Here is a 22,944-nt window from a genome sequence, read left to right on the forward strand (position 1 = left end):
GAATTGAGTTAAAGTTTGGTGATCAAATCTACAATTTTAATGGCTTTTATTATCAAATTCGGGTATTAATTCGTTCAAAAATTTGTTGAAGTCTAAATTAGATTTTGTTTAAAAGCTTATTAATTATAAAGTAAGGAAACAGTATTGATAGTAACAAGAAAATTATTTTGCAAAAATGTAGCTTAACTTAAACTGTAATTTTCATTTGCTTATCCATTAGTAAAGAAGTTAAAACCATATCCAAAAAAGTTAGTGTTATTAATTCTAAAATTGAATTCTCTTTTGGTCAATCTTCTGTTAATTGTATGAAATCTTCATTGGATGTTATTAGTGATAAATTAAGTTATTTTACAACTCTAATTGACGATATAAAACACGATTATATTCAAGATAATTAACTAACTACTTTGTTTAGGATTAAATAGATATGTTAAATTATAATACTAATGTATTGTTTTTGCTATAGCATTTTATACTTTTGTACAACTAAATAAACTAATTATGGCAATTGCAATCAAATCAATACCTGTACTTAAGGAAAAAGCTGCTAAAGCTTTTACCGCTACGGTTATTGCAAATTCTGCAAAAAAATCTTCTGTAGATTTTTCCAAGCAATTGTCAACTGCGTCTAAAATTTTAGCCAAAGCAAAAATATAATTCTGTCTTGGGTTTCCTGTTTGATAATTGTACACTTCAAGTTTATAACGAAGAAGTTGTGGCTTCCTGCGAACCCTTTGATTGTGGTAACGAGGATTTAAATGATTTTTTTCAAAATGATGCCCTTAATTACCAATCCGAATTACTAGGCAAAACCTATTGCTTTACCTTAGATGAAAATCCTAAAATAATTGTTTGTGCATTTACTATTTCAAACGATAGTATCAAAACAACTTTTCTGCCTAATTCCAGAAAGAAAAAAGTAATCAAGGATATTCCGAGACAAAAGCAAATGAAATCCTATCCGGCAGTTTTAATTGGAAGGTTAGGGGTAAATAAGTATTTTAGAAATGTTCCAGGAGAAATTGATCGTACCGGTAAACAACTCATGAATTTTATTAAATCTTGGTTTATAGATGGAGCAAACAAAACAGGTTGTCGTTTTATTGTAGTCGATTCCTATAACACACTTGGGCCATTAAAATATTATTCAGATAATGGTTTTATACCTCTTTTCAGTACCGAAGATCAGGAAAAAGAATTCACAGGACTTGATGCGGCTTCTACATTAGAAACACGATTAATGTTTTATGATTTAATTCTGTTAAAAGTATAATTTTCATAATAACGAATCCGTTAAAATCACGGGGACCCGAGAGCATTGATCGAACAGGAGAAGTAATAAAATTTCAATACTTACTTTATTGAAGAGTAATAGGTAACGAGTTCTCCAAACCAAAAACCGCCCGAAAAAAATACTTTTCGGACGGCTTTTTAGTTTGAGTAAGGATTTTGAATCCTTAGGGATTACAAACAACTTTTATTGTACTTTTTTGCTCCAAGGGCCATGGTTTTTGAAAGCTGGTCCTGTTAGCTTTTGTTTTTCACTGCCCGTTGTTTTTACGACAACCAATTCTTGATTGGAAGTGTTTTTCCAAGCTTGATTGTTCTTGTAGGCAGGGCCTTGAAGTGTTTCTTTATTATTATCTGAATATATTTTTGTTGGCACTATATTGTGCATCCAAGCTTTATAGTTTTTATAAGCAGGGCCTTTTAATTCATTTTGCTTTACGTCTTTTCCCCCAGTTGCAAATGCATTCAATGAAACTATCAAAACTCCTAAAATCAATGCTACTTTTTTCATGTCAATTATTTTTTATGGTTCTTGACAAAGTTACATCCAATAAGAGGCATTCAGGATTATGGGAATCTACCCTATTTGCATCCGTATAAATACGGATAGACTACATATTGGGACACGGATAATACTGATGAAACGGTTTTTTTAATTGTTTTAGCAACAAATCGGTGATAATCTGCGTGACAAAAACAATAATACCTATCCAATACGAATTCTGGGTTTTATATTAAACGCAATTGGGTGGCTTTTTTGATGAGTTCGGCGGTGTTTTTTACTTCCAGTTTTTTCAAAATATTGGCGCGATGTGTTTCTATGGTTCGGGAACTCACAAAGAGTTTGGCTGCAATTTCTTTAGTGGTTAAGCCTTTGGAAATCAAACCTAAAACTTCGGATTCTTTATTGGACAAAATAGCTTCACTGATACTTTGTGTAGACATGAAGTTGATCATCTTTTCAGAAATTTCGGCACTAAAATACTTCTTCCCTTGGGACACCGTTCGAATAGCCAAAATCAATTCGGCTTCATCGGTGTTTTTCAATAGGTAGCCGTAAGCGCCCATTTTGGCACATTTGGCGATGTAATTCCCATCATCGTGCATCGAAATCACAATGGGTTTGATGTCAGCATCCAGGTTTTTTAATTCTTTCAACACCTCAAAACCGTCCAGTTGGGGCATCGTAATATCCAGCAATACAATATCAGCCTCAAACTGCTTTTTAACAAGCTCCATAAAGGCCACACCATCACCTACACTTTTAACTATCTGGATATCTTCGTGTTTTCGTAACAACTCAGCGAGTCCATTTCGAAAAAGCTCATGGTCATCGGCTATGATTAATTTGATTTCGTTCATAATTCTATAGGTAATTCAATTTCAAAACTCGTATTTCCAGGGGTGGCATCAATGGTAATTTTACCATTGCAAATTTCTACTCGCTCTTTGATGTTGCTAATTCCAGAACCTAATATAACTGTATTAATGTCAAACCCAATACCGTCATCAAAATAAAACAACGAAATAAACTCATCAAATTCTGAAAGTGTAATTCGGATGTTCTTGGCTTGAGCGTGTTTTAACGAATTGTTGATTAACTCCTGGCATATTCTAAACAGGTTAATGGCTTGATGGTTGGTAATATTAGAACCTTCCTGTTGGGTTAAATCTTCGTATTCAATGGTTACGTTAGTCGATTTTTTCAGACTTTCGATAAAATTCGTCAAAGTGACCCCAATTCCAAAATCGTCTATCGAAGCCGGCATTAAGGCATTGGACATCAATCGGATTTCAGAAATGGTTTCATCCACAATTTTTTTCATTTCTGCTTTTTTCTCTTCGTTTTCCACTCGGTTTTCAATGTAGTGTTTCAAAGAGGTTAAATAGGGACCTACACCATCATGCAACTCCCGCGATAGACGACGTCTTTCGTTTTCCATACCCTCAACCAACATTCGTTTGGATTGGATTCTGGTATTTTCTTCATTGTTTCGGAATTCTATCAGCTTATCCCGCATCGCCAAAAGACTTTTCCCCAAAAGGTCGTTGGAACTTTTAGGTTTGTATTTGGTATTCAAATTCATTTTTCCAATAGCATCCGAGAATTTTACGGCTCCTTGCAAAGAGGCTTTCAAATTTGCCAGCGCCTCAAACATTTCCTTTATTTCCTTAGAATTTTTTATAAATTCATTCGTTTGGTTATAATCTCCTTCGGCCATAATGCGGAGACTTTTTTGCATGTTTTTTATGGGATTGGTAATAATTCGGGTCAGAAAAAGTGAAAGCATAATCCCTAATAAAAAAATACCCAAGGTTATACCCGCAAGTCGTAGCCTCAATTGTTTTAAAGGAACTGTGACTTCATCGACATCCATTTCCGATAGTATAGCTATCTTTAAATTCGGAATATCAAGCAAACTGTACACACTATAAACATCGACCCCTCTATAATCTTCAAAAACGCCTCTGCCATTGATGCCCTTAAAAGCATTGGTTACGCCTTTGGTATTAACAGCTAAGCTATGAGGAATTTTATTAGGATAAAAACGAGATTGAGACCGCATTCTATAATCAGACCCAACGAGATAGGATTCTCCGCTGGCTCCCATTCCGGTACGTTCAAGAAGAATATCTTTTATTTTGTTGTAATCTAGGATTTTAATTTTCGTCCCCGCTTTCGAATGAGACACAAAACCAATCGTTGTTTTTTTATCCACATGATAAGGGGTGAAATCGTGAATTCCGTCCCTGTTTGTAATACTGTCAGGAAGCTTTAAAACGGTACTGTCAAGGCTTGGATTGGCTGATTTGGAAGCCTCAAAACGCTCCCATTCTGATTTCAATAAATGCTCAATCTGGTTTTTCTTGAGGGTTTTAATGGAGTTTAATTGCAACAACACACGATCGTCTAAAACCCTTGAAAACTGTTGGTACGAAGAAAAAGACAACAACGTAATAACCAAGGCAATTAAACTATTAATTATAATCAGTATTAAGGTTTTGATGTTCATTGCCATTTATTTTAAAGCTACAGTTGGTTTCGCATTATATTGGGATGCTTTTGACTTTGAGCCTGAAAGTCGTTTAACAAATATAAAAGAATTAAATCGAATATAAAGTTGAAGAGACTTTTCCTTGGTTAGAACACAATGTTTTCATCACGGAACATGGGGAAAGGGGAGGAGAAATGATTTCACAGTGTTTAATGGGTAATTAAAATAAAAAAAGCTATCCTTAATGAATAGCTTTTGTATCGACTGAGATTCAATTTTTCTCTAAACAAACTTCCTGATACTCATCATCACCCCAATATGCAATCCTTCGTGGAAACTATTAAAGTCAATAGCGTCCTCAGCGCTTGTAATCACATAACCAGTAGAAGTAGGGTAGTCCGAATAATTTTTAAAAAGTCCGTTGGCATAATCTTTTTCCGTTTGCGCAATTGTTTCGGTTAATAAGCGTTTAACTTCTGCAAGCTCTTCGGCAGTAGCAGGAGCGGTAACGGAAGTTCCTTTTTTGTATTTTTCGACTAATTCGTCTGAAACAATCATTGGCAGTCCAGATAATTTATAGACTAGCAGTTGTTGGGTCACCACGATATGAGCAATATTCCAAAATAAGTTATTGGTAAATCCTGTTGGAATGACATTAAGTTGTTCTAAACTGTAGTTTTCTAAAAAAGAACCAACTATTTTTCGTTGCGTTCTAGAGAGTTCAAAATTGGGTTTCATTTTTTATATTTTTCGATAAAAATAAACAATTTCCCCCTTAAATAAAGTTACTTTGCAACAAGAAAATCTATTATCATGAACAAAATATACTATTTAGCCAGCTGCGATACCTGCCGAAAAATCATCAAAACATTACCCAAAGACAATGATTTAGTCTTTCACGACATCAAACAAAATCCGCTAACAGAGCATGAAATAGAGGAGTTGTACCAACTAGCAGGAAGTTATGAAGCTCTTTTTAGCAAAAAAGCCGTTTTGTACAAAACACTAGGCTTAAAGGATAAAAATCTAACCGAAGCCGATTATAAAAAATATCTTCTAGAGCACTACACCTTCTTGAGTCGTCCCGTTTTTATCATCAATGGCGAAGTTTTCATTGGCAACAGCCAGCAAAATATGTTGAAAGTGATGAAAGCTTTGGGGGCTTAAAAGGTTTTTCTCATCCAGTTGACGTGGTTCTCGATACAATTTTTAAGAGTTAAGCTGTCGCAAACTCTTAAAAATCACTCGAACTGACGTTTCAAAATGTACGTTTTAGTCATTTAGGTTCGTCACTTCGAGTGTTTTGATTTGAATAAATTTGAATTAACGAGAATGTTTGATAAATCAAAATGTATCGAGAAGTATTTAGGATAAATGATGAGGTTTGTATCATGTAAAACACCTCTAATTACCAAAAAAACTTTTTCCTTATCTTTGAGCACATTTATAAAAATTTATGATACAATCAATGACCGGTTTTGGTAAAGCCACTTTGCAATTACCAACCAAGAAAGTTACCATCGAAGTAAAATCATTAAACAGCAAAGGTTTAGATTTGAATGTGCGCATGCCTTCAGTTTACCGCGAAATGGAATTGGGATTGCGTACCCAGTTGGCCACCAAACTCGAAAGAGGAAAAGTAGATTTTTCTATTTTTATCGAAAGCACTGCAGAACAAACTTCAAACAAAGTCAATGTGCCTATCGTAAAAGCATACATCAATCAACTACGTGAAGTATACGCTGACGCAGATGAAACCGAATTGATGAAAATGGCGGTGCGCATGCCAGACACCATGAAAATCGAAAGAGAAGAAATCGACCCTAACGATTGGATTCAAATCCAAGCCGTAATTGAAGAGGCGGTTCAAAACATAAAAAACTTCCGTAGAGACGAAGGAGCATCATTGGAAAAAGAATTCCAATTGCGTATTGCTAATATCCGTCAATACATGAACGAAGCTTTGGAGTTAGATCCTGAACGTGTGGCGGCTATCAAAGAGCGTTTGCAAACTGCCATTGCTGAACTTGAAGTCAATGTGGACGAAAATCGTTTCGAACAAGAACTAATTTACTATTTAGAGAAATTAGACATCACTGAGGAAAAAGTGCGATTGACAAATCATTTAGACTACTTTCTAGAAACCATCAATGGAAGCGAAGCCAATGGTCGTAAACTAGGATTCATCACCCAAGAAATGGGACGTGAAATCAACACGATGGGCTCTAAGTCTAATCATGCTCAAATGCAAAAACTAGTCGTTCAAATGAAGGACGAATTAGAAAAAATTAAAGAACAGGTTTTGAACGTTTTATAATACTTTTTTGGATATTAGTAACAGTTAAAAAATGGGTAAATAGTTTTTAATTTGTGCCAAAAAAGACAAGAGTAGGCTAGTTAATTGGTGTAATTAGTGGTAAAAAAAAGATACTGAAATAAATTCAGCATAAAATGAAAAAAGGAAAATTAATCGTATTCTCTGCGCCATCAGGTTCAGGAAAAACAACTATAGTAAGGCATTTATTAAAACAAGAAGATTTGAATTTAGAATTTTCTATTTCGGCTGCTACCCGTGAAGCACGTGGCGAGGAAGTAAGCGGAAAAGATTATTACTTTATTTCTCTCGAAGAATTCAAACAACACATCAAAAACGAAGATTTCGTAGAATGGGAAGAAGTCTATCGTGATAATTTCTATGGGACGCTTAAGAGTGAAGTAGAACGTATTTGGGCTTTGGGCAAAAATGTGATTTTTGATATCGATGTGGCAGGAGGTTTACGCATCAAACACAAATTCCCTGAAGAAACTCTAGCCGTTTTTGTAAAACCACCCAGTGTCGATGAACTAAAACGAAGACTTAAAGAACGTTCTACTGAAAGCGAAGACAAAATCAACATGCGTATCGCCAAAGCACACGTAGAACTAGCTACAGCTCCACAATTTGATGTTGTTATCAAGAATTATGATCTGGAAGTGGCGTTGAAAGAAGCGTACGATTTAGTGAATAAGTTTGTGAATGAATAAGCTTTGTCGCTAATGTTTGATTAAACATATAAGTCATAAACGTTTTTAGAACCATTAGGAGATTAAGAAAAGTTAAGCATAGTGCTTAATGAAACTTAATTTTTTAATGGTTTTATTTTTTAGTCACTATTTGGTTGTTTTAACCTAGATTGCGCATTAGAACACAGCCAAAACGGATTTACACAGATTTTTTAATTGTTTTTGTAAAATAAAATCTGCGGAAATTTATCTAATCTCCCTTTCGGCAGACAGGTCTGCGTGAAAAAATCAATAAAATCCTAATGCAGATTTTGAGTTTATACAACATTTTTGACCACATTACCTAAAATAAGAAACTCCATGATTTGCATCATGAAGTTTCTTAAGTAGTTCAAGTTAATTGTAAATTATATTCAAACAAAATTGATTTTTAGGTTAACGACTTCCCCATCAAATTAGTTATTTCTTCTTCCTCAATAATTGGGTTTGCACCTTCGTGACTGGCGACTAAAGCACCAATGGCACAGGCGTAATCCAAGGCGTCTTGAGGGTCTGCTTTTTTCATGATTTTATTGATTAGAGTTGCAAGGAATGAATCTCCAGCACCTACAGTATCAACTACCACGATTTGGTATCCTGAATTGTAATAAAACGTACCATCAAAGTATAAAACAGCACCTTGACTTCCGCGGGTTACACAAATGCATTTGGTATTGGTTTGTTCTGCAATAAACAAAACGGTTTGGTCAAATGATGGCGAACTAGGTCCTATTAGGTCTGCGATTTCGTAGATTTCGTCATCATTAAACTTTATAAAATCGGCTTCATTCATTAAATGTGACAACACCTCGGCCGTATAATGCGGCTTACGCAAGTTGACATCAAAAATTTTATATTTCGCGATTTTCAATAGCTCATACAAGGTGTTTCTTGATACTTCATCTCTAGAAGCGAGACTACCGTAGATGAAAGCATCAGCATCCTTGGTTAGGTTTTGAGCCGTTTCGGTTAATTCGATTTTGTCCCAAGCTCTTGGGTGATTAATGGTATAAGAAGCAGAGCCACTGTCGTCTAAGACTACTTTGACTTTTCCTGTTTTAAATTCAGAATCTATTTGGATTCCAGTTGTATCCACATGGTTAACTTTCAAAAAATCAATTAACTTCCTTCCCTTTTTATCGTTTCCAATTTTACTGATAATAGAGACCTCATTTTTCATAGACTCTAATCTCACAGCAACATTGAGGGGTGCTCCCCCAATTTTTTTATGCGTTGGAAACACATCCCACAAAACTTCTCCAAAACAGGTTGCTTTTATCATTATTTCTTAATTAAAAAGTTGCTATTCATCTCCACTATACATTTCTCTACACCAAAAGCGATGATATCTTTGTAGGCTTTTGTAAAAGCTTCACAAAAAACAGCTGATTTACTTAAATTACCAAAAACGGCTTCTTGCGCTAAAAATACTTCTGGATTGTTTTTAGCTAATAAAGCTTGTTCAAAAAGTACGTCTTGCTGTGCATCTTTGATGTTTATAGCTTCGTTCTTTTCATTCAATCCTAAACTATAAATAGCCCAAGCTGCGATAACAAATGCCGCATAATTAATTGTTCCTGTTGATTTTAACTGCTCATAAACTGTTGGTAAAATAAATTTAGGGATTTTAGCCGAACTTTCCGAACAGATTCTATCAATTTGATCTTTGATATAAATATTACTAAATCTTTCGATTAATGTTTTTTTGTATTTAGGCAAATCCATTCCGTCAAGACCATGAAGAATTGGTGTTACTTCATTATCTAAATAAATAGATAAGAATGTAGCAATTGCAGGGTTACTAATGGCTTCATCAATAGTTGAATACCCCATTAAACCTCCTAAAATTCCAATTACAGAATGTCCAGCATTCAGCAAACCTAGTTTCATTTTTTCGAATGGCTCAACATCCGTTACAAACTGAACTCCTACCGATTCTAAATTAGGTCTTCCGGCAATAAAGTTATCTTCAACTACCCATTGTTGAAATGACTCACAAACCACTGGCCATTGATCTTCAATTCCTGAAGTTTCAGCTAAGTGACTAATGTCTGAAGGAACTGTTGCTGGCGTGATTCTATCCACCATACTGTTTGGGAACGAAACATTAGCATTAATCCAATCTAATAATTCAGGCTCAGCAAACTGTACATACGACAATAACATTTTCTTAGCCACATCTCCATTTCCTTCGATATTATCACAAGAAAGGATGGTAATTGGTCCGCTATTTGTTTCTTTACGTAGTTTTAATGCTTGTGTCAAATACCCAAAAATGGTTACTGGTGCAGCTGCATTTTTACTATCGTGTATAATTTGAGGATTGTCTAGATTAAAAGCACCTGTGGCTTCGTTCAAATTATATCCACCTTCGGTAATCGTTAGTGTGATAATTTTAACGTCTGGACTTGCCATTTTTTCAATAACTGCTTTAGGACTATCAGGAGCGTATAAATACTCTGTAATTGAGCCTATTACCCTTTTGGTTAAAGTGCCATCCAATTCTTTTACAACAAGTGTATACAAACCGTCTTGGTCCTTTAGAGTGTTGTAAATTTTTTGGTCAAAATGCAACAAAGCGACTCCGCAAATTCCCCAATTTGAATTGGATGCATCATGTAATAATTGGTCTAAATACATGGCTTGGTGTGCTCTATGAAAACCTCCAACACCTACGTGAACTATTCCAGTTTTTATATTTTCTCGATTATATTGGGGCGTAGAAACCCTTTCAGAAATGTTTGAGACATTTCTGTTATTTAATTTATAATGTTCCATGATGCTTATTTTTTTCCTTCGAATTTTTGAAATAATACGGCTAGAATGATGATTCCACCTTTGACAACTTGTTGTGGATAAGAAGGTACGTTTAATAGGTTTAAGATATTTCCAATTAGTCCTAAGATAAGAACTCCCATAAGTGTGTTGATGGCTGTTCCTTTTCCTCCATTTAAACTAGCACCACCAATAACAACTGCTGCAATGGCATCTAATTCCCAAGCTACTCCCATGTTAGGAGACCCTAAGTTGGTTCTTGAAGCAGTAATCACTGCGGCAATAGCGGCTAATGAGCCTGAGATAGCGTAAACCAAAAACTTGTATTTGTTTACTTTAATTCCAGACAAACGAGAAGCTTCTTCGTTACTTCCCATTGCGATAACTAAACGTCCAAAGACATTATAACGTAGCATTACCGATGCCATTGCAACGATTATGAAAAATACGATGGCAATATTTGGAATCCCAAGAGTTGATTTATTAGCAAAATCAGACATGAACTCTCCACCTGGAGAATCAAATGTTACAGGAGAACCTTTAGAATAAATAAATCCTAATCCTCTAGCTACGGTCATCAAGGCTAAGGTGGCTATAAAAGGTGCCATTTTTTGATAAGCAACTAAGTAGCCAGATAAACTACCCAAGGCAAAACCTAAAATAATGGTTGCTAATATCGCTACAGGTAATATGACCGTATTAATCAAAAGAGCAAAAGTTACGGCTAATAAAGCCACCATAGAACCTACAGAAAGGTCAATACCGCCAGTAAGAATTACAATTAACATTCCGATACTAATAATTCCAATACCGGATACTTGTTTTAGTAAATTAGAAAGATTGGTTTCTGTAAAAAATACATCAGAAATTAATGCTGAGAAAATAACCAGCATAACAAATATAAAAATCGTATTGTATTTGATTAAAAAATTTAGGATTCCACCAGAACCGCTAGACTGTTGTTTTATAGATAAATTCATTGTTTTGATATTTTAGTAATTATTATTTATTGTTTTAATGCTTCGCCAATCGAATACCTTAAAATGTTTTCTTCTGAGAATTTTTCTTTCGGCAATTCGCCAAAGATGGTTCCCTTATGCATCACTAGAATTCGGTCTGCAATTCCCATAATTTCAGGCATATCTGAAGAAATAACAACAACACCAACTCCTTTTTTAGCTACTTCGTTTATAAGGTTGTAAATCTCTACTTTAGCACCTACATCCACACCTCTTGTTGGTTCGTCAATAATAATCAGTTTGCTATCAATACTTAGCCATTTTGCTAAAGCTACTTTTTGCTGATTTCCTCCAGATAAATTTTTGACATCCACTTCACAACTTGGTGTTTTAATATTCAGTTTCCCGATTAAACCAAGAACGTTATCAAATTCTTTTTGATTATTTATAAAACCTAGTTTGCTTGAAATAGGGCTAAAACTGGTTATACTTATATTTTTTCTAATAGAAAGAGGTAAAAACACACCTTCTTCTTTTCTGTCTTCAGACACAAATCCTATTTCGTGTTTCACAGCATCAACAGGTGTGTTTGTTGTGATTTCTTTTCCGTTTAGAATTAATGTCCCCGATTTCTTTTTATCGGCACCAAAAATAAGTTTTGCCATTTCGGTTCTTCCGCTTCCTCCTAAACCTGCAATTCCAAGTACTTCACCAGGACGAACAGAGAAAGAGACATCTTTTACAAAACCATCACTTCCGTAAAGGTTTTTAACTTCAAATACAGGATTGACACTCGTATTTGGCTCACGTGTAGGATATAAATCCTCTAAATCTCGCCCAATCATCAACTTAATAACATTGTCTTTATCAATGTCTTTGGTAGCCATACTTCCTGTGTCTACACCATCTTTAAGTACCGTAATGGTATCTGCTATTTTGAATATTTCATCCAAATGGTGTGAAATGTACACGATAGACATTCCTTCTTTTTTAAGTCTTAGAAGGTTGTCAAACAATTTCTGAGCATCATTTGGATCAAATACTGTAGTAGGCTCATCCAAAATCAATACTTTGGTATCTTCTGACAGTGCTTTGGCTATTTCGACTACTTGTTTTTGAACAATACTTAAATTTCTAACCATTGCCGAAGCATCAATTTCAAAACCTAAGGAATCAATTAAATCTTGAGCATCTTTTGTGATTTGTTTCCAGTTCATCCAAAATTTACTAGCTCCTAATTTGTGTAAATAAATATTTTCAGCAACTGATAAGTCATTTACTAAGGACAATTCTTGATACACCACACTAATTCCTAACATTTGGCCATAGTGTGTGTTTTTTGGATTAATTTCTTCTCCATTTAGCAAGACTGTACCACTATCCTTTTGGTGTACACCACTTAGGATTTTAACTAATGTAGATTTTCCTGCACCATTCTCGCCGAGTAAAGCATGGATTTCTCCATGCTTTATTTTTAAATTAACCCCTTCAAGTACTGAAACAACACCAAAACTCTTGGTTATTCCTGTCATTTCAACTCGGTATTCACTTTTCATATTTTCCATACTAGTTTAGTTTTGTACTATTAAAACAATGCTTTAGGATTGTAATACTGAGCAGCGTTTTCTTTTGTAATTAATAAAGGAGCGGTATATGATGTTTTTGGGAAATCTCTTTTACCATTGATGTATTGAATTGCACATTCAACCGAATTTTTTCCAATTTGAACTGGACTATTCATTGCTGTACAACCGTAAAAATTAGTATCCATTATATATTTAATCGCTTCTTTTTGACCATCAGCACCTGCTACAATCAAAATGTCATTTGTTTTTCCTGCTTGAGCGATTGCTTTAATAGCACCCAATACACAAACATCAGATTCTGTCAATACCACATTAATATCTGGATGCGCTACCAATACATCTTCCATCGCTTTCAATCCGCCTGCATAGGTCCAATCAGTATACATTTGTGTTTTTACATTAAGGTCGATATATCCTAAAGATCTTAATTGCTCTTCAGCAATACCTTGTAAAAGTCCTTGCTTACGAGTTCTTCCTACTGGATTTCCTGCATTACCACTTAATAAGGCAATTTTCATTTTCTTAGCTCCAAATTTCTTTGCTACCCACTCTCCAGCTAATTCTCCATTAGCCAAGTTGTTGGACTGAATTGTTGTTACATATTCAGCAGAAGGATCAATAGAACTGTCAATAATAAATACCGGGATTCCAGCTTTTGCAGCCAATTTTGTTACTCCAACTAATGCATCAGGATCTTTTGGATTTAATAATAAGGCATCAACCCCTTTTGTAATTAAATCTTCAACAGCTGCAATTTGCTTGTTGATATCTCCTTGGCCATCTGCAGACAAAAATGTCATTCCGTTAGCTTCGGTAGTTTCTTTAATACTTGTCAAAAGCGCTTGGTAGTAAGGTGCATCTAATGAAGGAGTACAATATCCAATTTTCATTCCTTTTAAGTCCTTCTCACTTTCAAATTTTCCTCCAGTGTTTTCGGTAACTTCAGTTTCCTCTTTTGTATTTTTATCTTTATCAATACAGCTAGTTGCGCTTGTAATAATTGCCAACATCAATAATGGCTTAACCAATTTTTTCAGTAATGTTTTCATATTTTTTAGTTTTGATTGTTAATGTATTTTTGATTTTATAATAATTTTAAGTCAACTTGAAGAACTGTTTTTTGTTTTTCTGGATTCCACATCGCTGTTACGTCCACTGGTAAAACATAGTTTCCTAATTTTACATTTTTAGAAAGGACTGCTCCAACATTAATGAAGTTACCCTTACCTTCTGTATAAAATGTTTTATCTGTTACAAATGACCATGCTCCTCCGGCAAAAAGGGAAAGACAGCTTTGGTTCTTCTTCCATACTTTACTTTTAACTTCTAAGTAATGAGTGTAAGAGTCTTTAAATGAACCATCTGATTGTACTTCATAATCTCCTGAACCACCTGCAAGAATCGTTGCTAAATATAAAGAGGTGCTTTTTGAAACTTGGTAACCAAAGTTTAAATCTACGAAATTATATCCTTGTGTTTTGTCGTAACTCCAATAATGTAATACATCACCACGCTCTTCAACACCAGTATAGTTATTGTGTGTTACTGCTTCTATGAAAAATTTGTCTGTAAAATGATAAGCTGTATAGATGGAGAATTCTTTGTAATGTGCACCTACTTGGTCCCCTGCTTTATTGGTAACATCAGAAGCTGATCCAGCACCACCCCATAAACCAAAGGTGAATTTTTTATCTCTACTGTTGAATTCTAAATTAGTGGCTACCATTGGACCAGGTGTTACAACAAATCCATGCCATAAGTGCATGTTTTTTAAACGCAATCCAAATGAAAATGCCTCATAATTTTCATCAACTGCCTTTGTTTTTTTGAACACCTCATTTTTGTTTTTTTGTGCCTGAATTCCATTTACACTAAAAAGCAATGCGAAAGTAAGTAGTTGTACAATAGTTTTTTGCCTCTGTTTAATCCCTGTTAAAACTGCTGAGGTTTTGGTTAAATGTTTCATAATTAATAAATCTTAGTTGTTTGTTAGTTCGTTTTAATAAAACGTATTTTGTACGCTTTATTAAAACAAAGATAGAACTATTTTTGACATAAATAAAAATAATAAGTCTAAAAAAAACGTTTAATGCAAAATTAAAATTCTTTTTTTGCTATTATCCCATATATTTCAAGGCTTTTAGGAGAATAACTAATTACGTAAAAAATACGTTTAATAAGTGTAAAAGGAGAAAAAACTGATACTGAAGTTTAAAACCACATCCAAAAAAACGGTATTTAGGCCTAAAAAATCAGATGCGAACGCTGCTATTTGCACAAAAAAATCCCAAAAACCATCATTTTTGGCTTTTGGGATATCTAAATTTAACTTTTACTAAAAAAAACAATTCTTAGCCGTTGGGTGTATTTCATAAAAACAAAAATCAGACACCTATAATCATAGAAAAAGTGCGATAGTGCACAATTGTTTCGATAATTCGAGCTTTTGTCTGGGGTCACATAGCTATATTTTGCTAAGTTGAAGTCTAACATCTTATTCCAAACGATAAAAAAAGATGTTTCTAAGTGTTTAAAAATAATTATAGCAATAGGTTAAACCTTATCGATAGATTGGTTGGCTGTAGATCTTATTTTATAGGTATTACATTTTTTTAATCACATAGGTCACAATGCCCCAAATGATTAATTGATTGTCTTCGTTTATTTTAATGGGGGTATAATTAGTGTTCTCAGGCATGAGGAACAAGCAGTCTTTCTCCAGTTTGATGCGCTTTACGGTAAACTCACCATCTATAAAGCAAACGGCAATTTTGTTATTTTGAGGTTCCAAGCTTCTGTCTACCACTAACACATCTTTATCGTGTATTCCAGCATCAATCATCGAGTTGCCTTTGACTTTGATATAAAAAGTAGCCAGCGGATTTTCGCTTAACTCTTTATTAAGGTCAATGTTGTTTTCCATAAAATCGGCTGCAGGCGAAGGAAAACCAGCCGAAACGCCATCTGGAATAAAGGGGATGCGCAAATCACTTTCGTAATCTGGTTTATAGAATAGGAGTTTATTTTCTTTTTTAGCCGACATTGATTTCTAGAATATCTTTATAATTAGTAGTGTATTTGGGTGATAAATGATTTTGATTCATGTCCCAGGTCAATTTTAAATTTTGGGAAGCCAACTTGATTTTGGTAGCTCCCAGCTTATGATTGATTCGGTCCATAACCTGCATCAAAGCGAGATGCTTAGGATTCTCGTCTTCAAAAAGTTGGAATTGCTTTTTGTTTTCATCCGTAAGTCCCTTGACGATAACACCCGCTTTTTTGAATTTCAAATGCTCATTTCCTTTGTGTAATTGTTTTAATAAACGAACAGCTTCATTGGCAATAGTCAAACTAGAATGTGTTCCAAAGGGCAGATTGACTGCTGCATTAAAATAATATTTATTGGTTTCTACGCGGTGTTTGTCAATCACTAACATCACAATAATGGTATGGCAACAAGATTTTTGTTTGCGTAATTTTTCGGCACAAACGACGGCAAAGGTGGTTATTCTTTCGCGAAGCAAATCAAAATCAGCGATTTGTTTGGGAAAGCTACGGGTCACGGATATGCTTTTTTTCTGTTCCACAATGGGTTCCAAATCCAATACCGAATTCCCCTCCAGTTCATATTTCAATCGCATACCTATCACGCCCATTTCTTTTTTAATCCAAGCCTCGTGTTGGGGCTGAATAAAATCATAAGCGGTATGGATATTTCGTAATTTGACTTTTTTGATGGTTTGGTAACCAATGCCCCAAACGTCTTCAATTTTGGTCCATTTCAAGGCTTTGATGCGTTTTTCATCCGAATCGATTATATGCACCCCTGAAGTGCGGTCTTGAAATTTCTTTGCAATTTTATTCGCCACTTTGGCCAATGCTTTAGTATTGGCAAAACCGATGCATACAGGAAGGCCTACCCATTTGTGAATACGCTGTTTCATCTGAATGCCGTAGTTATGAAAGTCCGCTACAGCAAGACCGTCAAAATTCAGGAAAGCTTCGTCGATACTGTAAATCTCAAGATTAGGGGTGAACTGTCCTAAAATTGCCATTACCCGATTGCTTAAGTCTCCATAAAGTGCGTAATTGGACGAAAAAACCTGAATCTTTTTATCGCGTATGAGGTCTTTGATTTGGAAGGCTGGCGCACCCATAGGAACTCCTGCTTCTTTGGCTTCGTTACTGCGCGCTATGACACAGCCGTCATTATTAGACAGAATAACCACTGGTTTTCCATTCAATTCAGGACGAAAAACCCGCTCACAAGAGGCGTAAAAGTTGTTACAATCGACTAGTGCATACATAATACAAAATTAGGCAATCGAACGGTAGAATACCTCCGAACGCATCTAAATTTATCAACCACTAAATCCTAAATTAATCCTAAACAGCATTATTTTTACCATAAATCGCTTTACATTTGTATATACAAATATTTAACAGCAATGGAAAACAAATTAAAAATTCAAATATGGTCGGATATTATGTGTCCGTATTGTTATATAGGAAAAAGAAGGATTGAGGGTGCTTTAGCACAATTTGGTCATCAAGAGGCGGTCGATATCGAGTGGAAAAGTTTTCAATTAGACGCCAACTTTGTAGCATCAGCAGATGATAACATTTACGACCATCTTGCCGAAAAATACCGTAAAGACCGCGAATGGGCTAAGGAAATGGTCGATAATATGACTCAAAACGCTAAAAATTCGGGATTGGATTTCAATTTTGACAAAGCGATTTTGGCGAACTCGTACAACGCACACCGCTTATTGCATTTGGCCAAAAAACACGGTTTAGGAGACGCCTTAAAAGAATTATTATTCAAAGCGTATTTAACTGACGGAAAGAATGTGGATGATTTGGCAACCTTAAGCGCCTTAGGACAAGAAGTAGGCATGAACAAAGAACTAGTAGAAGGTGTTTTGAACTCTGATGCTTATGGAGATGCCGTTAAACAAGATATGATGATGGCACAGCAGATAGGGATTCAGGGTGTACCATTTTTTGTGTTTGATGATAAATATGCGGTTTCAGGAGCACAACATGTGGAGACCTTTGTAAAGACTTTAGAAAAGGTTTGGGAAGAAGGTGATTTTGGGCCTAAATTGACTTTATTGAATACTGAGGAAGGTGATAGCTGTGGAATTGATGGTTGTAATTAATTATTATTCCACAGATTTCAAGAAACTGGACGGACTTTAACAAACAGTTTAAACTATTATCCACGAAAATATGCCAAATCTGCGTGCTCAATTTTTCACGCAGATTTTTGCAGATTTAGCAGATTTTTTAGAATATAAAGTACCGCTTAAAAGAGTTAAATAGAATTAAACGGATATACGCCGAAGATAAAAATTACCCTGTACGTTTCGCCCCAGGTAGTAGCGGCAGCCCCGAAGGAATGCGGTTATTTTTTACGGGAAGTACAGAGCGACCGCAGGAAGCTCCTGTACTGACCTAGTAAAAAAAAACCGGATGACAGAGGGCTATAGCGGATAACTGGAATAGGCGCATAAAAAAAGAGAGTTTCTTCCGAGCTCTCTTTTTTGTTTATTATTTTCCGTTGAAGGCGTTCATCGTATTTTCGAGACCAGCTGTACCGAAAGATTTGATGACTTCGGCAGCGAGTTCAAGACGTTCTGGAAGTTTGCTGGTTTCCTCCTCGTCCCATTCTCCAAGTACATAATCCACTTGTTGTCCTTTTTTGAATTGGTCGCTGATACCAAAACGAAAACGGGCGTATTGGTTAGTATTCAATACCAAATTGATATTCTTTAATCCGTTGTGACCACCGTCGCTGCCTTTGGGTTTGATGCGAACGGTACCGAAAGAAAGATTCAAATCATCGGTAATCACAAAAAGGTTCTCGAGTGGGATATTCTCTTTGTCTAGCCAATATTTCACGGCTTTTCCGCTGAGATTCATATAGGTGTTGGGTTTCAAAAGTAAAAAAGTTCTGCCTTTGAATTTGTATTCGGCCAAGGCGCCTAGTTTTACAGTTTCAAACGAAAGGGATTCTTTTCTAGCAAAAAAATCTAGTGCTTTAAAACCTATATTGTGGCGGGTGTTAACATATTCAACGCCTATATTACCTAGTCCTACTATTAAATATTTTTTCATGCTATCGGTTGGGTCTTCGATTTTTGTTGGTGAAAACAGTTGCTGTATCCATTGTATCATGGTGCAAAAGTAAGGATTAACCACAAAGGACACCAACTTTTTTTTAAGCCATATAAGCTAGACGTAAAACTTAAACACGAAGCGCACTAAGGAATCACAAAGGACACAAAGATTTTTTAAACCATATAAGACTTATAAGCTGGACGAAAACTTAAACGCAAAGCGCACAAAGGATTCACAAAGGACACAAAGATTTTTTAAAATTACTCTGATTTATCAAATCTGTGTTCCTGTTTTTTTAAACCATTATAAGGCATATAAGCTGGATGCAAAACTTAAACACGAAGCGCACTAAGGATTCACAAAGGACACAAAGATTTTTTAAATTTCTCTGATTTATTAAATCTGTGTTCCTGTTTTTTTAAACCATATAAGAGATTGAAGAGCATTTAAGCTGGATGTAAAACTTAAACACAAAGCGCACTAAGGATTCACAAAGGACACAAAGATTTTTTAAATTTCTCTGATTTATTAAATCTGTGTTCCTGTTTTTTTAAACCATATAAGAGATTGAAGAGCATTTAAGCTGGATGTAAAACTTAAACACAAAGCGCACTAAGGATTCACAAAGGACACAAAGATTTTTTAAATTTCTCTGATTTCTTGAATCTGTGTTCCTGTTTTTTTAAACCATATAAGAGATTGAAGAGCATATAAGCTGGGCGCAAAACTTAAACACAAAGCGCACTAAGATTCACAAAGGACACAAAGATTTTTTAAATTTCTCTGATTTATCAAATCTGTGTTCCTGTTTTTTTAAACCATATAAGAGATTGAAGAGCATATAAGCTGGGCGCAAAACTTAAACACAAAGCGCACTAAGATTCACAAAGGACACAAAGATTTTTTAAATTTCTCTGATTTCTTGAATCTGTGTTCCTGTTTTTTTAAACCATATAAGAGATTGAAGAGCATATAAGCTGGGCGTAAAACTTAAACACAAAGCGCACTAAGGATTCACAAAGGACACAAAGATTTTTTAAATTTCTCTGATTTCTTGAATCAATGTTCCAAAATTCCTAGGGCTTATAAAAAATAAAAAACCACAAACTAAACTGATTTTTCAAACTCGTAATAATTTGTGGTAATCAGTGTAATTTGTGGTAAAAAAAATCGTTTTTCAAAAGAGTATTATTTCACTAACGAAACTTCTAATGGATTATTGATGTTTTCAGAAAACTGGTTCAAGTATTCTTGCCATTCTTGAGCATTTTTGATGTCGCCTTGTTTTTTCCAAGCGAAACCAGCATAATAAACCACCTTATTATTTTTAACTTTCAAAGTAGCGTAGGCATTACTCAAATCAGGTTTTGGCGTATCGTAGGTTTCAAAATTACAGAAGTATTTTTTTGAAGCTACAATCGCAGTTCCTATTTCAGAATCACCTATAGGCTCGTAATAGCTTACCCATCCGTTTTTCTTATTGCCTGTAACCTTTCCTTTTTTTTCATGAAGGGTTAGTCCTGCTTCAATTTTCTTAGTTCCTTCTAATGAAGTTTCGAATTTTGAAAAATGACTTCCTAGGTCCAAACTAATGACTTTTGACTCTACAATTTTATTACCGTTAGCATCCCAATCTTCGTATTTCAAATAAAAACTTGTTCGAATAGGCCCTGTTGTGATGGTTCTCCATGCTGTGTAGTTTTTACCATAGTAATACTGGTCTTTTACTTTAACTGCAATTCCGCCCACACCTCTGCTGACACCCACGTGAAAATTATCTAAACCTTCACCAGTGTCTTCATGGTAAGATCCTGTTTTATCAGTTGCTTTTTTGTACCATCTATTGATAATCGGATACTCTACTCTTTTTAACCAAGCATCAACACCACTAGACAAAGTTCCTCCTTTAATTTTGTCCTCAATCATTTTTTGAGCTACTGGACCATATACTCTAAAGGCAACTTTGTTGTTTTCCCAAGTATAATCATCAGTACGTTCGGGTACAAAACGAGAATAGCAATAGTCTGGGGCTTGAGGTCTCTCTGAAGCCGTAACAGAAATCACCTCGAACTCTTGCGTAGTTTTAGCTGATACGACTGGTTGAAATAACAATTCGTCCATGGTTCCGTCTCCGTCAACATCAACTAATTGTGTTACCACTAGTTTTCCTGTTTTTTTATCTCGAATGCCTAACGGGTTCAAATCATCTACTTTCAAAAAAGACTTGGTTAGTGTAACGGTTTCATAAGAACGTACTTTATTCAAGTTGTTCTTTACTTTTACCAGAATTACTTTCTCTTTTGGAGCAAACGAAAATAATGCAAAAGCGAAAACAAGACCGCCTATGGTTTTTAATGAGGTCATGGTTGTCATAGTATAATAGTATTAGGCTTCGTTAGAAGGTTTTCCGATGGTTGCTAAAATTCCGCCATCTACATATAAAATATGTCCATTTACGAAATCACTCGCTTTTGAACTCAAAAATATAGCAGCACCTTGTAAATCTTCAGGTTCTCCCCAACGAGCTGCTGGAGTTCTTCCAATAATAAAATCATTAAAAGGATGTCCATCTACACGAATGGGAGCTGTTTGGCTGGTTGCAAAATAACCAGGTCCTATTCCGTTTGTTTGAATATTAAACCTAGCCCATTCTGTAGCCATATTTTTGGTTAACATTTTCAAACCTCCTTTTGCAGCAGCATAAGCACTTACAGAATCTCTACCTAATTCACTCATCATTGAGCAAATATTGATAATTTTACCACCATTACCGCGTTGAATCATTCCTTTGACAACAGTTCTTGAAACAATAAATGGACTTACTAAATCTACTTTTATTACTTCCTCGAAATCCGCTACTTCCATATCAACCATTGGGATTCTTTTGATAATTCCAGCATTGTTAATCAAAATATCAATAGGTCCTACTTCGGCTTCAATTTTAGCAATATTAGCAATAACTGCTGCTTCATCAGTAACATCAAATATGTATCCGTAAGCGTCAATGCCAACTGATTTGTATTCTGCTACTGCTTTATCTACTGTTTCTCTTGATGAGCGATCATTTACTACAATCTTTGCGCCTGCTTGACCTAAACCTTTGGCCATGGCCATTCCTAATCCGTGAACCGCTCCCGTTACAAGAGCTGTTTTTCCTGTTAAATCAAATAAATTAATTGACATAGTTGTATCTTTTTTTTTTTAGTTATCTTAATTCGGTTATCTTACAAAAATCCATATCTCCATAGTCTAAGTTTTCACCCGCCATTCCCCAAATAAATGAGTAGTTACTAGTCCCTGAACCCGAGTGAATAGACCATGGTGGAGAAATTACAGCTTGGTTATTATTCATCCAAATATGACGTGTTTCTTGTGGTTGTCCCATGAAGTGACAAACGGCTTGGTTTTCTGGAATTTCAAAATAGAAATACACTTCCATTCTACGATCGTGCACGTGAGCTGGCATGGTGTTCCAAACACTTCCTGGCTTCAATGAAGTCATTCCCATTTGCAATTGACAAACATCAACCACACTATTTACTATATATTTTCTTAAAGTACGTGCATTTGCTGTTTCAGGCGCTCCTAGTTCTACTACCTCTACATCGTTAATACCGATTTTCTTAATTGGATATGCTTTATGCGCTGGGGTGGAGTTGATGTAAAACATCGCTGGACTTGCTCCATCAACACTAGAAAAAACTACTTTTTCATTTCCTTGACCTACGTATAATGCTTCTTTATGATCCAATTCGTAAGCTTCTCCATTAACGGTAACTGTTCCTTTTCCGCCAATATTGATGATTCCAAGTTCTCTTCTTTCTAAGAAGTAGCTTGCTTTCAATTGGTCGATGCTTTCTAATTCAATACTTTTAGTTACTGGAACGACTCCTCCTATTATAAAACGATCATAATGGGAGTAAACTAAGTTTAATTTATCCTCCTCCATTACATTTTCGATTAAAAATTCAGAGCGTAATTTTTCTGTATCATACGATTTTACCTCTGTTGGAGATGCCGCATATCGAGATTCATATTTATTTTTCATCCTTAGTGGTTTTTAAATTTTGGTAAATATAAAAATATTTTTTCAAAATACAATCGATTGTATTTTGTTTTTTATTCACTATATTTGAAACTAACCAATTGCAGGGCAATAATATTTTTTCA

General features: G+C 35.1%; 22 protein-coding genes. 6 read left to right on the forward strand and 16 right to left on the reverse strand.

Annotation, left to right across the window (positions count from 1 at the left end):
* Positions 1-501 precede the first annotated feature (501 nt).
* Both SLW70_RS04215 and SLW70_RS04220 read left to right on the forward strand, forming a co-directional pair.
* On the forward strand, positions 502-657 hold the full coding sequence (locus SLW70_RS04215; protein ID WP_320890766.1) for a hypothetical protein: 156 nt from the start codon (positions 502-504) through the stop codon (positions 655-657).
* A 7-nt stretch (positions 658-664) separates the two neighbouring features.
* Entirely contained in the window at positions 665-1,273 is a 609-nt protein-coding gene (locus SLW70_RS04220; protein ID WP_320890767.1) for an N-acetyltransferase, read from the forward strand.
* Positions 1,274-1,477: 204 nt separating this feature from the next.
* Here SLW70_RS04220 and SLW70_RS04225 read toward each other — a convergent pair whose 3' ends face one another.
* The 4 genes from SLW70_RS04225 to SLW70_RS04240 form a co-directional block, all read right to left on the reverse strand.
* On the reverse strand, positions 1,478-1,801 hold the full coding sequence (locus tag SLW70_RS04225; protein WP_320890768.1) for a hypothetical protein: 324 nt from the start codon (positions 1,799-1,801) through the stop codon (positions 1,478-1,480).
* Positions 1,802-2,019: 218 nt separating this feature from the next.
* On the reverse strand, positions 2,020-2,652 hold the full coding sequence (locus SLW70_RS04230) for a response regulator transcription factor (RefSeq protein WP_320890769.1): 633 nt from the start codon (positions 2,650-2,652) through the stop codon (positions 2,020-2,022).
* Entirely contained in the window at positions 2,649-4,304 is a 1,656-nt protein-coding gene (locus SLW70_RS04235) for an ATP-binding protein (RefSeq protein WP_320890770.1), read from the reverse strand. Before SLW70_RS04235 ends, SLW70_RS04230 begins: the two co-directional genes overlap by 4 nt.
* 264 nt (positions 4,305-4,568) lie before the next feature.
* Positions 4,569-5,024 (reverse strand): DinB family protein, encoded by a 456-nt coding sequence (locus tag SLW70_RS04240; protein ID WP_320890771.1) that lies wholly within the window; start codon positions 5,022-5,024, stop codon positions 4,569-4,571.
* Positions 5,025-5,099: 75 nt separating this feature from the next.
* Between SLW70_RS04240 and SLW70_RS04245 the strand changes: the two genes are divergently transcribed.
* The 3 genes from SLW70_RS04245 (at position 5,100) to gmk (ending at position 7,310) form a co-directional block, all read left to right on the forward strand.
* Complete coding sequence (locus SLW70_RS04245; protein WP_320890772.1) at positions 5,100-5,453, forward strand: arsenate reductase family protein; 354 nt, start codon at positions 5,100-5,102, stop codon at positions 5,451-5,453.
* Positions 5,454-5,742: 289 nt separating this feature from the next.
* Complete coding sequence (locus tag SLW70_RS04250) at positions 5,743-6,603, forward strand: YicC/YloC family endoribonuclease (protein WP_320890773.1); 861 nt, start codon at positions 5,743-5,745, stop codon at positions 6,601-6,603.
* 134 nt (positions 6,604-6,737) lie between these two features.
* Positions 6,738-7,310, forward strand: coding sequence for a guanylate kinase (gene gmk, locus SLW70_RS04255; RefSeq protein ID WP_320890774.1), 573 nt, complete (start codon positions 6,738-6,740; stop codon positions 7,308-7,310).
* A 409-nt stretch (positions 7,311-7,719) separates the two neighbouring features.
* Here the strand turns inward: gmk and SLW70_RS04260 are convergent, their stop codons facing one another.
* The 8 genes from SLW70_RS04260 to SLW70_RS04295 form a co-directional block, all read right to left on the reverse strand.
* The gene (locus SLW70_RS04260) at positions 7,720-8,610 is read right to left on the reverse strand and encodes a carbohydrate kinase (RefSeq protein WP_320890775.1); all 891 of its coding nucleotides are present in this window, start codon (positions 8,608-8,610) and stop codon (positions 7,720-7,722) included.
* The gene (locus SLW70_RS04265) at positions 8,610-10,106 is read right to left on the reverse strand and encodes a mannitol dehydrogenase family protein (RefSeq protein ID WP_320890776.1); all 1,497 of its coding nucleotides are present in this window, start codon (positions 10,104-10,106) and stop codon (positions 8,610-8,612) included. Before SLW70_RS04265 ends, SLW70_RS04260 begins: the two co-directional genes overlap by 1 nt.
* A 5-nt stretch (positions 10,107-10,111) precedes the next feature.
* Positions 10,112-11,083 carry an ABC transporter permease gene (locus SLW70_RS04270; protein WP_320890777.1) on the reverse strand — a complete coding sequence of 324 codons (972 nt, stop codon included), beginning with the start codon at positions 11,081-11,083 and terminating at the stop codon, positions 10,112-10,114.
* Between the two features lie 26 nt (positions 11,084-11,109).
* The gene (locus tag SLW70_RS04275) at positions 11,110-12,627 is read right to left on the reverse strand and encodes a sugar ABC transporter ATP-binding protein (protein ID WP_320890778.1); all 1,518 of its coding nucleotides are present in this window, start codon (positions 12,625-12,627) and stop codon (positions 11,110-11,112) included.
* A gap of 20 nt (positions 12,628-12,647) precedes the next feature.
* Positions 12,648-13,697 carry a substrate-binding domain-containing protein gene (locus tag SLW70_RS04280; RefSeq protein ID WP_320890779.1) on the reverse strand — a complete coding sequence of 350 codons (1,050 nt, stop codon included), beginning with the start codon at positions 13,695-13,697 and terminating at the stop codon, positions 12,648-12,650.
* A 35-nt stretch (positions 13,698-13,732) separates the two neighbouring features.
* On the reverse strand, positions 13,733-14,614 hold the full coding sequence (locus SLW70_RS04285; RefSeq protein WP_320890781.1) for a hypothetical protein: 882 nt from the start codon (positions 14,612-14,614) through the stop codon (positions 13,733-13,735).
* Between the two features lie 636 nt (positions 14,615-15,250).
* Entirely contained in the window at positions 15,251-15,691 is a 441-nt protein-coding gene (locus SLW70_RS04290) for a translesion error-prone DNA polymerase V autoproteolytic subunit (protein WP_320890783.1), read from the reverse strand.
* A complete protein-coding gene (locus SLW70_RS04295; RefSeq protein ID WP_320890784.1) occupies positions 15,681-16,955 on the reverse strand; it encodes a Y-family DNA polymerase in 1,275 nt (424 codons plus the stop codon). Before SLW70_RS04295 ends, SLW70_RS04290 begins: the two co-directional genes overlap by 11 nt.
* A 141-nt stretch (positions 16,956-17,096) precedes the next feature.
* Between SLW70_RS04295 and SLW70_RS04300 the strand changes: the two genes are divergently transcribed.
* Positions 17,097-17,813 (forward strand): DsbA family oxidoreductase, encoded by a 717-nt coding sequence (locus SLW70_RS04300; RefSeq protein ID WP_320890785.1) that lies wholly within the window; start codon positions 17,097-17,099, stop codon positions 17,811-17,813.
* Between the two features lie 391 nt (positions 17,814-18,204).
* Here SLW70_RS04300 and pth read toward each other — a convergent pair whose 3' ends face one another.
* The 4 genes from pth to kduI all read right to left on the reverse strand — a co-directional run bounded on the left by pth (position 18,205) and on the right by kduI (position 22,822).
* Complete coding sequence (gene pth / locus SLW70_RS04305; protein WP_320890786.1) at positions 18,205-18,831, reverse strand: aminoacyl-tRNA hydrolase; 627 nt, start codon at positions 18,829-18,831, stop codon at positions 18,205-18,207.
* Between the two features lie 1,131 nt (positions 18,832-19,962).
* Entirely contained in the window at positions 19,963-21,147 is a 1,185-nt protein-coding gene (locus tag SLW70_RS04310; protein WP_320890787.1) for a DUF4861 family protein, read from the reverse strand.
* 12 nt (positions 21,148-21,159) lie between these two features.
* A complete protein-coding gene (locus SLW70_RS04315; protein WP_320890788.1) occupies positions 21,160-21,957 on the reverse strand; it encodes a gluconate 5-dehydrogenase in 798 nt (265 codons plus the stop codon).
* Positions 21,958-21,979: 22 nt separating this feature from the next.
* Positions 21,980-22,822 carry a 5-dehydro-4-deoxy-D-glucuronate isomerase gene (gene kduI / locus SLW70_RS04320; RefSeq protein ID WP_320890790.1) on the reverse strand — a complete coding sequence of 281 codons (843 nt, stop codon included), beginning with the start codon at positions 22,820-22,822 and terminating at the stop codon, positions 21,980-21,982.
* Positions 22,823-22,944: the final 122 nt, after the last annotated feature.

The sequence above is a fragment of the Flavobacterium sp. NG2 genome (assembly GCF_034119845.1).
Lineage (GTDB): Bacteria > Bacteroidota > Bacteroidia > Flavobacteriales > Flavobacteriaceae > Flavobacterium.

Bases quoted from the DNA above. Each gene is read 5' to 3' on its own strand.
- SLW70_RS04215 (WP_320890766.1), top strand. From the start codon at position 502: ATGGCAATTGCAATCAAATCAATACCTGTACTTAAGGAAAAAGCTGCT.
- SLW70_RS04225 (WP_320890768.1), bottom strand. From the start codon at position 1,801: ATGAAAAAAGTAGCATTGATTTTAGGAGTTTTGATAGTTTCATTGAAT.
- SLW70_RS04230 (WP_320890769.1), bottom strand. From the start codon at position 2,652: ATGAACGAAATCAAATTAATCATAGCCGATGACCATGAGCTTTTTCGA.
- SLW70_RS04235 (WP_320890770.1), bottom strand. From the start codon at position 4,304: ATGAACATCAAAACCTTAATACTGATTATAATTAATAGTTTAATTGCC.
- SLW70_RS04240 (WP_320890771.1), bottom strand. From the start codon at position 5,024: ATGAAACCCAATTTTGAACTCTCTAGAACGCAACGAAAAATAGTTGGT.
- SLW70_RS04245 (WP_320890772.1), top strand. From the start codon at position 5,100: ATGAACAAAATATACTATTTAGCCAGCTGCGATACCTGCCGAAAAATC.
- SLW70_RS04250 (WP_320890773.1), top strand. From the start codon at position 5,743: ATGATACAATCAATGACCGGTTTTGGTAAAGCCACTTTGCAATTACCA.
- gmk (WP_320890774.1), top strand. From the start codon at position 6,738: ATGAAAAAAGGAAAATTAATCGTATTCTCTGCGCCATCAGGTTCAGGA.
- SLW70_RS04260 (WP_320890775.1), bottom strand. From the start codon at position 8,610: ATGATAAAAGCAACCTGTTTTGGAGAAGTTTTGTGGGATGTGTTTCCA.
- SLW70_RS04265 (WP_320890776.1), bottom strand. From the start codon at position 10,106: ATGGAACATTATAAATTAAATAACAGAAATGTCTCAAACATTTCTGAA.
- SLW70_RS04270 (WP_320890777.1), bottom strand. From the start codon at position 11,083: ATGAATTTATCTATAAAACAACAGTCTAGCGGTTCTGGTGGAATCCTA.
- SLW70_RS04275 (WP_320890778.1), bottom strand. From the start codon at position 12,627: ATGGAAAATATGAAAAGTGAATACCGAGTTGAAATGACAGGAATAACC.
- SLW70_RS04280 (WP_320890779.1), bottom strand. From the start codon at position 13,697: ATGAAAACATTACTGAAAAAATTGGTTAAGCCATTATTGATGTTGGCA.
- SLW70_RS04285 (WP_320890781.1), bottom strand. From the start codon at position 14,614: ATGAAACATTTAACCAAAACCTCAGCAGTTTTAACAGGGATTAAACAG.
- SLW70_RS04290 (WP_320890783.1), bottom strand. From the start codon at position 15,691: ATGTCGGCTAAAAAAGAAAATAAACTCCTATTCTATAAACCAGATTAC.
- SLW70_RS04295 (WP_320890784.1), bottom strand. From the start codon at position 16,955: ATGTATGCACTAGTCGATTGTAACAACTTTTACGCCTCTTGTGAGCGG.
- SLW70_RS04300 (WP_320890785.1), top strand. From the start codon at position 17,097: ATGGAAAACAAATTAAAAATTCAAATATGGTCGGATATTATGTGTCCG.
- pth (WP_320890786.1), bottom strand. From the start codon at position 18,831: ATGATACAATGGATACAGCAACTGTTTTCACCAACAAAAATCGAAGAC.
- SLW70_RS04310 (WP_320890787.1), bottom strand. From the start codon at position 21,147: ATGACAACCATGACCTCATTAAAAACCATAGGCGGTCTTGTTTTCGCT.
- SLW70_RS04315 (WP_320890788.1), bottom strand. From the start codon at position 21,957: ATGTCAATTAATTTATTTGATTTAACAGGAAAAACAGCTCTTGTAACG.
- kduI (WP_320890790.1), bottom strand. From the start codon at position 22,822: ATGAAAAATAAATATGAATCTCGATATGCGGCATCTCCAACAGAGGTA.